Genomic DNA, 13,451 nt, shown 5'->3' on the forward strand with positions numbered 1-13,451 from the left:
CGCCTGCATCCAGCTTTCATGCAATAAAAGTTGTTAAAAAACAACATTTATTAATTATATTCCTTTTAAATTAATAAGTGAGTACGAAAAAATAAGTCCAGCCTATAGAATTGCCCCCGCCATTAAGTCGGAGGAATTCTCCCTCGACATTAATCTATAAAAGAAAGTAAATAATGAATCAAAAAATTATCGCCGTTACCATCGCCGCCGCTTTGTCGCTTCCTATGCTGGCCCACGCTGAAGGCGCTTACCTTGGCGCCAATATCGGCCGTTCTGATTTGAAAGCGGATGGCGATACCCGTGACCAAACCGCTTACAAAGCGTATGCCGGTTACGATTTCACCAAAAATTTTGGTGTGGAAGCAGCTTATGTCGATTTCGGAAAAATCAAGGAACGCGACGGTAATTCCTCGCTGAGCGTCAAGTCCAGCGCATTTTACGTCGCGGCGACCGCCAATTGGCCGCTGAGCGAGCAATTCTCGCTGTTCGCCAAAGCAGGCGCATCGGCCAATCGGGTTAAAGTTGACTACAGTGAGCCTGGTTTCTCGGAAAACACCAAGGAGAATAAAACCAGCGTCATGTTCGGCATCGGCGGCGTCTACGCCATCAACAAAAACCTGTCGGTCGTTGCCGAATACGAGAACTTCGGCAAAATATACAATCGCGATGGCGGCGATCTGAAAGCCAACCTGTTCTCGGCTGGCCTGCGTTACAAGTTCTAATGATCAGTTTGATATAAAAAAAGCCGGCATATACAAAAATATGCCGGCTTTTTTATTGGCGCCGTTTATGCCAGCGTTTCAGGCCGTTAAATACCGGTGCGATGCTTAATACCAGCACCACCATGCGCGAGACGTGGAAGGCCGTCACCACCGGCACGCCCAGGTGCAGGGTCTTGGCGGTCAGCGACATTTCAGCGATGCCGCCCGGCGACGTCGCCAGGATCGCGGTGCCCGGATGGAGGCCGGCCAGGTGCGCCAAGGTCAGCCCGAAACCCGCCGCCAGTCCCATCGCCAGCAAGCTGCACAACGCCACGCTGGCCAGGTAGCGCGGCGCGGCATGCAAAAAGCCCGGCGTAAACCGGCTGCCCAGCGCAATGCCGATAAAGAGCTGGCCCAGCCTGATCATCCATTCCGGCAAACGGCTCAGGTGGATGCCGCAACCGGTCAAGACCAGCGCCATCAGCAACGGACCGATGACCCACGCATTCGGCACATTCCAGCGTTTTAATACCAGCGCGGCGGCGCTGGTCAGCAGCACCAGCAGCAGCAAGCCGCCATGATCGACTTGCGCCGCGCCCGGCACATACAAGTCATGCCCCAGTCCCAGGCCGTGCTGGCCCCAGTAGCGGATCGCAAACGGGATGATGCCGACCACCAGCATGATGCGCAGGCTGTGCGCGGCGGCCACCCGTTCGACGATGGCGCCATGGCGCTCGCTTTGCACCGCCATTTCCGACGCGCCGCCGACGGCCATCGCAAAAAACGCGGTGGTCCGGTCGGTGCCGGACAGTTTATGCAGCAGCCAGCCGCACAGGCAGCCCAGGCTCAGCGCGAAGGCCACCGCCACCACGATCCAGCCGGCATGGCTGACCAGCGCCAGCAGCACCGGCGCCGTGAAGTACAAGCCCAGCGCGCTGCCGATGGCCCACTGGCCCGCTTCGCGCACCCGCACCGGGCAGCGCAGGTCGCGCCCGGCCAGGCGCAGGATCGCGGTCGTGAACAGCGGACCGATCATCCACGGCAGCGGCGTATTCAGCCACAGGCACAGCGCGGCGCCGGCAAAGCCCAGCAACAGCGCCGCCAGGAAAGGCCGCAACATCGGATGCTGTAAGCCCGCATGCCGCGGCCACGTCATTAAAATACCCAGAGCTTATCCGCCGGCATGTGCAGCCAGTAATTGCCGGCGTCGAGCTTGTGCTTGGAATACGCGCGCAAGCTGATTTCATTGGCGCCGGCGCGGTGGAACAGGCATTCCCAGCGGTCGCCCAGGTACATGCAGGTCAGCAACGGCAATTCGATCGCGTTGTCGACCTGGGTCGCGCTGATCCGCACTTCCTCGACCCGGATCACGGTGCTGACGTCGCCGCCGGTATTGGCGCCGCGCGCGCTGCCGCTCATGGCTTGCCCATCGACTTGCAGGCGAACCGTCTTGCCGTCGCGCTGCAGCAGCTGGCCCGGCAAGCGGTTATTGCTGCCCATGAATTCGGCGGTGAACAGCGTATCCGGCGTTTCATACATGCTTTGCGGCGAACCTTGCTGTTCGATCTTGCCGTTGTTGAGCAACAGGATGCGGTCCGAAATCGCCATCGCCTCGGCCTGGTCATGGGTCACCATCAGCGCCGACAGGCCGAGCCGCACGATCAGCTCGCGCAGGAAGGCGCGCGCTTCTTCGCGCAGCTTGGCGTCCAGGTTCGACAGCGGTTCGTCGAGCAGGATCACCGGCGGGTTGTACACCAGCGCGCGGGCGATCGCCACCCGTTGCTGCTGGCCGCCCGACAATTGGTGCGGATAACGCTCGGCCAGATGGCCGAGACCCAGCTGGGTCAGTACTTCCTTGATGCGCGCGGCGATCTCGGTGCTGCCCATCTTGCGCAGCTTCAAGCCGTAGGCGACGTTATCGAACACGGTCTTGTGCGGCCACAGCGCATACGACTGGAACACCAGGCCCAGGTTGCGCTGTTCGGCCGCCATCTCGAAATTTTTGGCGCCGTCGAATACGCGCCGTTCGCCGATATCGATGGTGCCGCCCTTCGGGCTTTCCAGCCCGGCCACGGCGCGCAGCAAGGTGGTCTTGCCGCTGCCCGAAGGCCCCAGCAAGGCGACCACTTCGCCTTTTTGCAGGTGCATCGAGACACCCTTCAGGATCTGGTTGGCGGAGGCGCCGGTGCCGTAGTCCAGGTACAGCTCGTTGACGGTCAATTCATTCATGGTCAGGTCTCGTTTATATTGGATTAGTTATGCAGCTTGACGCCAAAGCGCAAGGCGATCCCCAGGCCGATGGCCACCAGGGTGATGTTGATGAACGACAGCGCCGCCACCAGGTCGGTCGAACCGCCGGCCCACAGCGACACCAGCATCGCACCGATCACTTCGGTGCCCGGCGACAGCAGGTAGACGCCGGTCGAATATTCGCGCTCGAAAATCAGGAACACCATCAGCCACGCGCCCAGCAGGCCGTACTTGATCAGCGGCAGGGTGACGTCGCGGGTCACCTGGCCGCGGCTGGCGCCGACCGCGCGCGCCGCTTCCTCCAGTTCCGGGCCGACTTGCAGCAGCGCGGTCGAAATCAGGCGCATGCCGTACGCCATCCACACCACCGAATAGGCCAGCCACAGGGCGAAGATGGTCGAGCGCACTTCGCGCAGCAGCGGGATCAGGTGGCCGCTGAGCCAGACGGCGACGCCGTTGTCCATGGTTTTCAGGAAGCCGTCGATCCAGGCCGGCACGAACAGGAACATCCACAGGAACGACAGGCCGGCCAGCAAGCCGGGCACGGCGCGCGGCACCAGCACGCTGTAGTCGAGCAAGCGGGTGATGCCGTCCGGCTTGCGGTGCATCGCCAGCGCAATGCCGCAATAGCACATCACCGCCAGCGCGCCGCCGATGACGCCGATCAGGATGGTGTTGACGATGCCGCGCACCAGCGACGGCTGCTCGAAAATATCGCGGAAATGCTGCAAGGTCAGCACGTCGGCCAGGTGCACGCCTTCGCCCCAGTACTGCACGAACGAACGCAGCACGATGCCCGAAATCGGCAGCACGATGGTGAACACCAGCCAGCCGGCCAGCAAGGCGAACGCCAGCCATTTCCAGCGGCCCAGCGGCATCGCCTTGCTGCGCGCGCCCTTGCCCTTGATCGACACATATTTGTTGGCCGACTTCAGCAGCCAGCGCTGTATCATCACCAGCGGCATGGTCACCATCACCAGGCACACCGCGACGGCCGCCATCAAATGGTAAGAAGGCGTGCCGAGCTTGTTGGTCAGCTTGTACAGGTAGGTCGCCAGCACCAGGTGGCCTTCCGGGTCGCCCAGCACCAGCACCAGGCCGAACACTTCAAACCCGAGGAAGAACACCAGCACGCCGGCATACGCCAGCGCCGGCATGATCATCGGCAGCGACACGTTGAGCATCACCTGCACCGGCGACGCGCCGGCCACGCGGGCCGCTTCCTCGACATCCGAGCCGAGGCTTTTCAGCGCCGACGAGGCGTACAGGTAGACATGCGGCACGTGGGTCAGGCCGGCGATGACGACGATGCTGGTGAACGAATAAATATTCCAGGGCACGAAGCCGATCAGCTCCTTGACCCACACCGAATAAAAGCCGACCGGCCCCATCGAGACGACGTAGCCGAAGCCCATCACCATCGGCGACACGAAAATCGGCACCAGCAGCAGCGGCGCAACCCAGCCGCGGCCCGGCAAATCGGTGCGCACCATCAGGAAGGCCAGCATGCCGCCGAGCGGCACGGCGATCACCGCCAGGCCGGTGGCCATCAGCATGCCGTTCTTGAAGGCCATGCTGAAATCGGGATCGTCGAAGATGAAACGGTAGGCGTCGAAACCGAGTTCCTTGACCGGCATGAAGAATGGCGCGGACAGGAAACTCTGGTAGAAAATCAGGAACAGCGGCAGAAAAATGGCGACGCAGGTAAGCGTCACGACCACGCCGCGCGGCCAGTTCAGGCGCGACCGGGCATGGACCGGCAGGGTAGCTGTTTGCATGAAAAATCCGATGAATGAGGGGCCGCGGCGCAGCGCTGGCATCCCGGGTTTGAAAAAAAAGACGGCGCCGGGCGGTCGCCGCCGCGCACGCCGTCAAGGGCCTGTGCGGACCGCGATGGAAAAGACTCCCCTTTTCCATGACCGCCGCGCCGGCCCGTGCAACCTTATTTTTTACCGGCAGTTTCTTTCCACTGTTTCAGGAAAGCCATGCGCTTGGCCGGCCCCAGGAATTGCAGCACGATCGGGTGCACCGGCACCGGCTTGATATTCTCGGCGCCGATCTGCCTGATCAGGTCGGACGAGGTGGTCTCGCCCTTGACGTCGGCGCGGATCGCGAACAGCTTGGAATCGTTGGCGATCACGGTCTGGCCGCGCTGCGACAGCACGTAGTCGAGCCACAGCTTGCCGGCGTTGACGTTTTTGGCGTTCTTGTTGATGAACTGGACACGCGACAGTATCAGCGTGTAATCCTTCGGCAGCACCACGCCGATCGACGGGTCGGTCTTGGCGCGCACCAGCGCGTACGAACCGAGCACGTTGTAGCCGATCAGGTTTTCACCCGACGAGATACGTTCCATCATGGTGCCGGTGGACGATTGCACGCGCACCTTGGCGACGCCGAAGGCGTTTTGCAAGTCCGGGAATTTCGGGAATTCCTTGGCGTCCTGGGTCATGAACATGAAGCCGACGCCGGATTTTTCGATGTCGTAGGTGGTAACCTTGTCCTTGAACTTCGGCTGGGTGATCAGCTTGGCGAAGTCGGCGTGGGTGGCCGGCACTTCCTTCGGATCGACCAGGCGCTTGTTGTAGACGATCGCCGCCGGCTCGAAGGTGGTGCCGTAGGCCATGTCGTCCCACATCGCCCAGCCCGGGATCCTGGCCGCTTCGACCGATTTGTATTTCAGCGCGTAGCCGTCGGATGCGAGGCGCATCTGCAAGTCCATCGCCGACGACCACATCACGTCGGCGGTATTGCCGCCGGCCGCCACTTCGGAAATGAAGCGGTTGTACACTTCGGTCGAATTCATGTCGTTGTATTCGACCGTAATGCCCGGGTACAGCGCATTAAAGTCCTTGATCAGCGGCGCGGCGGCCTTGCTGTCGGTGGCGCCGTAAATCACGACCTTGCCTTCTTTTTTCGCGGCGTCGATGATCTTCTGGTAGTCGGCGGGGTAGCCGGCCGGCACTTGCCCGTACGCCGCGCCGGCCATGCCTGCCAATGCGCTTGCCAAAGCTGCGGCCATCATGGTTTTCGAAATCATGTCTGTGTCTCCATTGTGGTAAGTGTTATTGGTGCTGTTTTATTGCTACTGTCTTATTCGTGCCGTCTGGTCAACGCAGCAGACCCAGTTCGCTGGCGCGCTTGCCGTAGTCGTCCACGGCTTTTTTGACATACTCGGTCAGCGCCGGCCCGGTCAGTCCGAACGGGAATAAGCCGGCGGCGGTGCGCAATTGCGCAAATTGGGGCGTGGCCAGCATATGGTTGAACGCCGCCACCCATTGTTGATAATCGGCTTCCGGCACTTGCGGCGCCATCCAGACGCCGCGGATGATCGGCCAGACCACGTCGACGCCCTGCTCGCGCGCGGTCGGCGCATTGGCCAGCAAGCCGGGCAAACGGTGCTCGGACAGCACCGCCAGCACGCGGGTATTATTACTGGCCACGTTCAGCGTGGCTTCCGAGGTATCGCCCGACACCACCTGCACAAAACTGGCCTGCATCGCGGTGAACACCTCGCCGCCGCCTTCCAGCGCGACGAAACGCAGCACCTTGGGATCGATGCCGGCCTGGCGCGCCACCAGCGCCATCTTGACCCAGTCCTGGCTGCCGATGGTGCCGGAGACGCCGATCAAGACCTTGTCCGGCTCATGCTTCAAGGCGTCGGTCAGGTCGGCCAGCGTCTTGAACGGCGAATCGGCGCGCACCGCGATCATGCCGTAGTCGGCGCCCAGCGCGGCCACCCAGCGCACATCGCCGGCGCGCGCCTTGCCGAACTTGCCCTGCGCCAGGTTGAGCAGCGAACCGCCCGAAAACGCCACCATGGTGTCCGGTTCGGCGCGCCTTTGCTGCGACACCATCGAATGCCACGCCACCGCGCCGATGCCGCCCGGCAGATACGAAATGCGCATCTCGCGCGCATCGGCCGCCGGCAGCACGCGCAAGCCCTTCTGGACCAGCTTGCAAGTCAGGTCCATCGCGCCGCCCGGCTTGGACGGCACGATGCACTCGGCCGGCGCGGCCTGGACCGGCATGCATGCCAGCCCGGCCAGCAAGGCGAAAAACGGTTTCAGCGACATGGCGACGGTGCGATAGTGGCGTGGATCAGAAACGGTGCTGGATGCCGGTGATCACGCCGCGCTGCGTGTTGGCCAGGCCCGCTTCGTCGCGCGACAGGCCGACCAGCTGGTTATGCCTGGCCTTGGCGTAGGCGGCCGACACGTACAGGTCGGTGCGCTTGGACAGCGCATAGCGGAAGCGTCCCACGTACATGATCGGATCGGCGTCCAGGTTCGGCGCGACATTCTTCACGTCCTGGTAGTAGATCACGCCGGTCAGCGTGATCGCCGGAGTGGTCTGGTAGCTCAGGCCGCCCCAGTACAGGGTGCCGCGCACGTCCGGCGTCGCGGCCTTGGCCAGTTGCTGCTTGAAGTCGCGCACCGCGAGCTGCACCTTGACCGGGCCTTGGTTGTACATCGCGCCCAGGTGGTAAGCGGTGGTCTTGTCGCGGTTGCCGGTCGCCGGCAAGGTGTTGCCATTGATCTTTTCATAGGTCGCCAGCACGCTGAACGGGCCGGTGCCGTAGGTCACGGCGGTCGAAAGCTTGGCGCTGTCGGCGGCGCCGGTGCTTTGTTCGCCAAAGCCGTACGATGCGCCGAACTTGAAGTCGCCGGCCTTGCCGGAGTACTTGACCATATTGTCGAACGCGGTCGACATGCCGTATTTGCTGGAGCCGGTGGCGTTGCCGGAAGTGGCCCACGAATAGTATGGCGCATACGCCATCGGATCGAACGGCAGCACAAAGTCATACACCGTGCTGAACGAGCGGCCCAGCACCAGCCGGCCATAGCTGCCGTCCAGGCCGACGTAGGCCTGGCGCTTGAACAGCGCGCCATCCGAGGCGCCGCTATCGAGCAGCAGGCCGCCTTCCAGGTTGAACACGGCTTTCAGTCCGCCGCCCAGGTCTTCATTGCCGCGGATGCCCCAGCGCGACGTATTCATGCCGCCCGAGCTGACGCGGTTATTGCCGTTGGCCGAGTGATTGACGTTTTCCACGCCGATGTCGAGCAAACCGTAGACACTGACATTCGATTGCGCATGGGCGCTGCCGGCGGTGGCCAGCACGGCCATGGCCGCGAGCGTAAAGGCGGTTTTCTTCATTGTTTCGTCTCCCTAGATATAATTTTTAGTGATATGCCTGATCATTTGCATGAATCAGGCAGTCACTATAAAAGCAGTATCCTTTCAATTGCCTTTCAACCATGTAGCTGTCGTCACACAACCACAATTTGTGTAAAGATATTCTCTTTCCCCTCTGTAAACCAGGCGCATCTGGGCTTACACTGCATGGTTTTCAGGGCAACGGCGGCACAATATGCGCATATTATTAGTGGAAGACCATCTCGAACTGTCGCACTGGCTGGCCAAGGCCCTGCGCGACGCCCACCTGACGGTCGAAACCGCGCACAACGGCGCCGACGCCGACGCCCTGCTGCACACCCAGGAATATTCTCTGGTGCTGCTCGACCTGACGCTGCCGAAAATGGATGGCCTGGACGTGCTGCGCCGGCTGCGCGCGCGCGGCGGCACGCGCGGCAAGACGCCGGTGATGATACTGACCGCGCGCGGCGGCCTGGACGACCGGGTGCAAGGCTTGAACCTGGGCGCCGACGATTACCTTGCCAAGCCGTTCGAACTGGCCGAACTGGAGGCGCGCGTCAAGGCGCTGCTGCGCCGCAGCCAGGGCAATGAAGCGCTGGTGCACCACTGCGGCGCGCTCAGCTTCGACACCGTGACCCGCATGTTCACCTACGCCGGCACGGCGCTGGCGCTGACGCCGCGCGAGCACGCGGTGCTGGAAGCGCTGATCACCCGCTCCGGGCGCGCCGTATCGAAAGAAAAACTGTTCGACGAAGTGTTCGCGCTGGCCGACGACGCCAACCTGGATGCGATCGAACTGTATATCCACCGTGTGCGCAAGAAGCTGGAAAGCAGCGCGCCGGACGCCGCCGCCATCACCACGCTGCGCGGCATCGGCTATTTGCTACAGCCGCGCAGCGCCACCGCGGCGGCGCCGGCCGCGCTGTAACATGAGCATCGGACGGCGCCTGGCATGGCTGGACCGGCTACCTGGCAAAGGCGCCGGCCACGCCGCCACGCTGGGCAGCCTGCGCAACCAGCTGCTGCGCTGGCTGCTGATCCCGCTGGTGATGCTGGTGCTGCTGGACGCGGTGTTCGTCTACCGCAACGCGCTCGACGCGGCCGACATGGCCTACGACCGCTCGCTGCTGGCCTCGACCCGCGCGCTGGCCGAGCGGGTCTCTATCGTCAACGGCAAGGTGGTGGCCGAAGTGCCGTATGTGGCGCTCGACAGCTTTGAAACCGACACGCTGGGCCGCATCTATTACAAGGTCACCGGCATCAACGGCGAACTGGTGTCCGGCTACGGCGACTTGCCGCCGGTGCCGAAAAACGTGCCGCGCTCCGAAAACTATCCGGCGCTGGTGCGCTTTTACCATGCAGACTACAACGGCAAGCCGATCCGCATCGCCGCGCTGCTGCAACCGGTGTACGACGACTCGATGCGCGGCATCGCGCTGATCCAGGTGGCCGAAACGCTGGATGCGCGGCGCGGCCTGTCGAACCAGATCCTGTTCGACACGCTGATCTGGCAAGCGGCGATGGTGCTGGCGATGGCCACGCTGGTGTGGTGCGCCGTGCGGCTGGTGCTGCAACCGCTGATGCGGCTGAAGACGGCGGTCGAAACGCGCACCCTGGCCGACTTGTCCGACGTCGATCCGACGCTGGTGCACAAGGAAATGCGGCCGCTGGTGGTGGCCATGAACGGTTCGATGGGACGGCTGCAAAACCTGATCGCCGGCCAGCGCCGCTTCATCGCCGACGCCTCGCACCAGTTGCGCACCCCGCTGACCGTGCTGAAGACGCAAGCCGAACTGGCGCTGCGCGCCTGCGACCGCGAACCGGACAGCCAGCACAACCTGGCGGCGCTGCGCGAAATCGTGCAAAGCATCGCCGTCACCACCGACTCCACCGTGCACCTGGCGAACCGCCTGTTGACGCTGGCGCGCATCGAACACGGCGCCGAAGCGGCCAGCATGGACAGCGTGTCGCTGCGCGCCGTGGTGCACCAGGTGGCGCTGGAAATGGCGATGTCCGCCGTCAACCGCAACATCGACCTGTCGCTGGAAGCGCTGCACGACAGCGCAGTGCGCGGCCAGGCGCTGCTGCTGCATGAACTGGTCGCCAACCTGGTCGACAATGCGCTGCGCTACACGCCGCCGGGCGGCAGCGTGATACTGCGGGTACGCCAGCAAAGCGGCGAGCGGGGCGCGCTGCTGGAAGTGGAAGACAGCGGCGCCGGCATCGCGGCGGCCGAGCGCGAAAAAGTATTGACGCCGTTTTACCGGGTCAACTCGGCGTTCGAACGCAATCCGGGCGGCGCCGGACTGGGCCTGGCGATCGTATCGGACATCGCCGCGCTGCACGGGGCGCGCATCACGCTGGCCGACGGCGGCGGCGGGCGGGGCTTGAAGGTAGTGCTGGAGTTTCCGGCGCAAGCTTGAAGATTAACGCGCCGGGCCGGGCCCCATCGATAACAGGAAAAATAATATGCCGCTGACAGCAAGAAGTGTCGAGCTTATATTGTCGGAATTCGCATCAAATGATGCAATAACTGATGCTGAGCGATCTGCCTCCATCGTCATCCAGCCATGAAAAACGGCGCCCCCGGCGCCGTTTCGGTCAGCTCAGGTTTTCCAGCCTGATCCGGGTCACGCTGCCCAGCACGGTCGGCAACGCTTCCATCTTCGCGATCGCCGCATTGACTTTTTTCTCTTGCGCCTGATGCGTCAGCATGATGATGTCGGTGCGCGTCTCGCCTTCGGCCGGCTCTTTTTGCAGCATCGCGTCGATCGAGATGCCGGCGTCCGCCAGGATGCGCGTCAAGTCGGCCAGCACGCCCGGCTGGTCCGACACATGCATGCGCAAATAATAGCTGGTGGTGATGTCCGACATCGGCAAGATCTGGATATCGGTCATCGCGTTCGGCTGGAACGCCAGGTGCGGCACGCGGTGCTCCGGATCGGCGGTGGCCAGGCGGGTGATGTCGACCAGGTCGGCGATCACCGCCGAGGCGGTCGGTTCGGCGCCCGCGCCCTTGCCGTAGTACAGCGTGGCGCCGATCGCATCGCCCTGCACCAGCACCGCGTTCATCGCGCCTTCGACGTTGGCGATCAGGCGCTTGCTCGGGATCAGCGTCGGATGCACCCGCAATTCGATGCCTTCGACGCCATCGACCATGGCCCGCTTGGTGATGCCCAGCAGCTTGATGCGGTAGCCCAGTTGTTCGGCGTAGCGGATGTCGACCGCGCTCAGCGACGAGATGCCTTCGACATACGCTTTGTCGAATTGCACCGGAATGCCGAAAGCGATCGCCGACATGATGGTGGCCTTGTGCGCGGCGTCCACGCCTTCGATGTCGAAGGTCGGGTCGGCTTCGGCGTAACCCAGCTCCTGCGCCTGTTTTAATACCACGCCGAAATCCAGGCCCTTGTCGCGCATTTCGGACAGGATGAAGTTGGTGGTGCCGTTGATGATGCCGGCGATCCATTCGATGCGGTTGGCGGTCAAGCCTTCGCGCAGCGCCTTGATGATCGGGATGCCGCCGGCCACCGCCGCCTCGAACGCGACCATGACGCCTTTTTCTTGCGCGGCAGCAAAAATTTCATTGCCGTGCACGGCCAGCAAGGCCTTGTTGGCAGTCACCACATGCTTGCCGTTGGCGATGGCGCGCAGCACCAGTTCACGCGCCAGTTCATAGCCGCCGATGACTTCGACGACGATGTCGATGTCGGGATGGTCGACCACCAGGTAAGGGTCGCTGACCACCGGGCAGGCGGCGCCGGTCAGTTCGATGGCGCGCGCGGTGTTACGGGCCGCGACCATGGCGATTTCGATACCGCGGCCGGCGCGGCGGCGGATTTCTTCCTGGTTGCGCTGCAAGACGTTGAAGGTGCCGGAACCGACGTTGCCGATGCCGAGCAAGCCTACTTTGATGGATTTCATAAATCTCGTTTCTGTACGGCGCCGCTGCTTGCCACGCAAACGCGGCGCCCGGTTAATGTAATGCGTTCTCAACGCGATCAGTGAAACCCGATCAGCGTTCCAGGGACGGGCCGTTGGTGCCGTGGCGCTTGCGGTAATTCTCCAGGAAGCGCGCGATCCGGCCGATCGCGTCGACCAGGTCGTCCGAGTTCGGCAGGAACACCACCCGGAAGTGGTCGTGCGCAATCCAGTTGAAACCGGTGCCCTGCACAATCAGGACCTTGGCCTCGGCCAGTAATTCATAGGCGAACTGCTGATCGTCGGCGATCGGATACACCGCCGGATCGAGTCGCGGAAACATGTACAGCGCGGCTTTCGGCTTGACGCAAGTGACGCCCGGTATCTCGGTCAGCAGCTTGTGCGCCAGGTCGCGCTGTTTTAACAATCGCCCGCCCGGCCCGACCAAGTCTTGTATGCTTTGGTAGCCGCCGAGCGCAGTCTGGATGGCAAACTGGCCCGGTGCGTTGGCGCACAAACGCATCGAGGCCAGCATGTTCAAGCCCTCGATGTAATCTTTTGCATGCCGCTTCTCGCCCGACACCACCATCCACCCGGAACGGTAGCCGCAAGAGCGGTAATTCTTCGACAAGCCATTCATCGTGATGAACAGCACGTCGTCGGCCAGCGAGGCGATCGAAGTGTGCTCGGCTTCATCGAACAGCACCTTGTCGTAAATCTCGTCGGCGAAAATAATCAGCTGGTGCTCGCGCGCCAGGTCGACGATCTGTTGCAGCACCTCGACCGGATACAGCGTGCCGGTCGGATTGTTCGGGTTGATGACCACGATGGCGCGAGTATGGCTGCTGATCTTGCGGCGCATGTCGTCGATATCGGGATACCAGTGATCTTGCTCGTCGCACACATAATGCACCGGATTGCCGCCCGACAGGCTGACTGCCGCCGTCCACAGCGGGTAATCGGGGGCCGGCACCAGCACTTCGTCGCCGCTGTTGAGCAGCGCGTTCATGGCCATCACGATCAGTTCGGAGGCCCCGTTGCCAAGATAAATGTCGTCGATGGTAACGCCGGCGATATTCTTGCTTTGCGTGTAATGCATCACCGCCTTGCGCGGCGCAAACATGCCCTTGGAATCGGTATAACCGGCCGCGCCATGCAAATTGACAATCATGTCTTGCACGATTTCATCGGGCGGATCGAAACCGAACACCGCCAGGTTGCCAATGTTAAGCTTGGTGATCTTGTGGCCGTCTTCTTCCATCTGCCTGGATTTTTCCAGGACGGGGCCGCGGATGTCGTAGCAAACGTCCGCCAATTTGTTCGATTTCTGAATCGGTCGCAAAATAAATCCCTGACTAAATGATGTCTGACTAGTGAAAGCTAACTATTGCAATGCGAGAATAACCATTCTGCCGAAAGCCC

Annotated in this window: 11 protein-coding genes; 3 read left to right on the forward strand and 8 right to left on the reverse strand. The window is 62.2% G+C overall.

What is annotated here, in order from left to right; genetic code table 11:
* Window positions 1–173: 173 nt before the first annotated feature.
* Window positions 174–722 (forward strand): outer membrane protein, encoded by a 549-nt coding sequence (locus tag GJA_RS16460; protein ID WP_038494197.1) that lies wholly within the window; start codon window positions 174–176, stop codon window positions 720–722.
* A 52-nt stretch (window positions 723–774) separates the two neighbouring features.
* Here GJA_RS16460 and GJA_RS16465 read toward each other — a convergent pair whose 3' ends face one another.
* From GJA_RS16465 to GJA_RS16490, 6 genes are all read right to left on the reverse strand, one after another.
* The gene (locus GJA_RS16465) at window positions 775–1,821 is read right to left on the reverse strand and encodes an AbrB family transcriptional regulator (RefSeq protein ID WP_038500149.1); all 1,047 of its coding nucleotides are present in this window, start codon (window positions 1,819–1,821) and stop codon (window positions 775–777) included.
* A gap of 35 nt (window positions 1,822–1,856) precedes the next feature.
* A complete protein-coding gene (locus tag GJA_RS16470; RefSeq protein WP_038494200.1) occupies window positions 1,857–2,930 on the reverse strand; it encodes an ABC transporter ATP-binding protein in 1,074 nt (357 codons plus the stop codon).
* Window positions 2,931–2,953: 23 nt separating this feature from the next.
* Window positions 2,954–4,729 carry an ABC transporter permease gene (locus tag GJA_RS16475; RefSeq protein ID WP_038500152.1) on the reverse strand — a complete coding sequence of 592 codons (1,776 nt, stop codon included), beginning with the start codon at window positions 4,727–4,729 and terminating at the stop codon, window positions 2,954–2,956.
* Window positions 4,730–4,893: 164 nt separating this feature from the next.
* Window positions 4,894–5,991, reverse strand: coding sequence for an ABC transporter substrate-binding protein (locus GJA_RS16480; RefSeq protein ID WP_038494203.1), 1,098 nt, complete (start codon window positions 5,989–5,991; stop codon window positions 4,894–4,896).
* A gap of 70 nt (window positions 5,992–6,061) precedes the next feature.
* The gene (locus GJA_RS16485) at window positions 6,062–7,027 is read right to left on the reverse strand and encodes a Bug family tripartite tricarboxylate transporter substrate binding protein (RefSeq protein WP_038494206.1); all 966 of its coding nucleotides are present in this window, start codon (window positions 7,025–7,027) and stop codon (window positions 6,062–6,064) included.
* A gap of 25 nt (window positions 7,028–7,052) precedes the next feature.
* Window positions 7,053–8,108 (reverse strand): porin, encoded by a 1,056-nt coding sequence (locus GJA_RS16490; RefSeq protein WP_038494209.1) that lies wholly within the window; start codon window positions 8,106–8,108, stop codon window positions 7,053–7,055.
* A 214-nt stretch (window positions 8,109–8,322) separates the two neighbouring features.
* Between GJA_RS16490 and GJA_RS16495 the strand changes: the two genes are divergently transcribed.
* Window positions 8,323–9,036: a response regulator gene (locus GJA_RS16495; RefSeq protein ID WP_038494211.1), complete on the forward strand. Its 714-nt coding sequence runs from the start codon at window positions 8,323–8,325 to the stop codon at window positions 9,034–9,036.
* Between the two features lies 1 nt (window position 9,037).
* The gene (locus GJA_RS16500; protein ID WP_038494214.1) at window positions 9,038–10,531 is read left to right on the forward strand and encodes a sensor histidine kinase; all 1,494 of its coding nucleotides are present in this window, start codon (window positions 9,038–9,040) and stop codon (window positions 10,529–10,531) included.
* A gap of 178 nt (window positions 10,532–10,709) precedes the next feature.
* Here the strand turns inward: GJA_RS16500 and GJA_RS16505 are convergent, their stop codons facing one another.
* The gene (locus tag GJA_RS16505; RefSeq protein ID WP_038494216.1) at window positions 10,710–12,032 is read right to left on the reverse strand and encodes a homoserine dehydrogenase; all 1,323 of its coding nucleotides are present in this window, start codon (window positions 12,030–12,032) and stop codon (window positions 10,710–10,712) included.
* 91 nt (window positions 12,033–12,123) lie between these two features.
* Window positions 12,124–13,371: a pyridoxal phosphate-dependent aminotransferase gene (locus GJA_RS16510; protein ID WP_038494219.1), complete on the reverse strand. Its 1,248-nt coding sequence runs from the start codon at window positions 13,369–13,371 to the stop codon at window positions 12,124–12,126.
* Window positions 13,372–13,451 lie beyond the last annotated feature (80 nt).

Source organism: Janthinobacterium agaricidamnosum NBRC 102515 = DSM 9628 (assembly GCF_000723165.1).
Classification (GTDB): Bacteria; Pseudomonadota; Gammaproteobacteria; order Burkholderiales; family Burkholderiaceae_D; genus Janthinobacterium; species Janthinobacterium agaricidamnosum.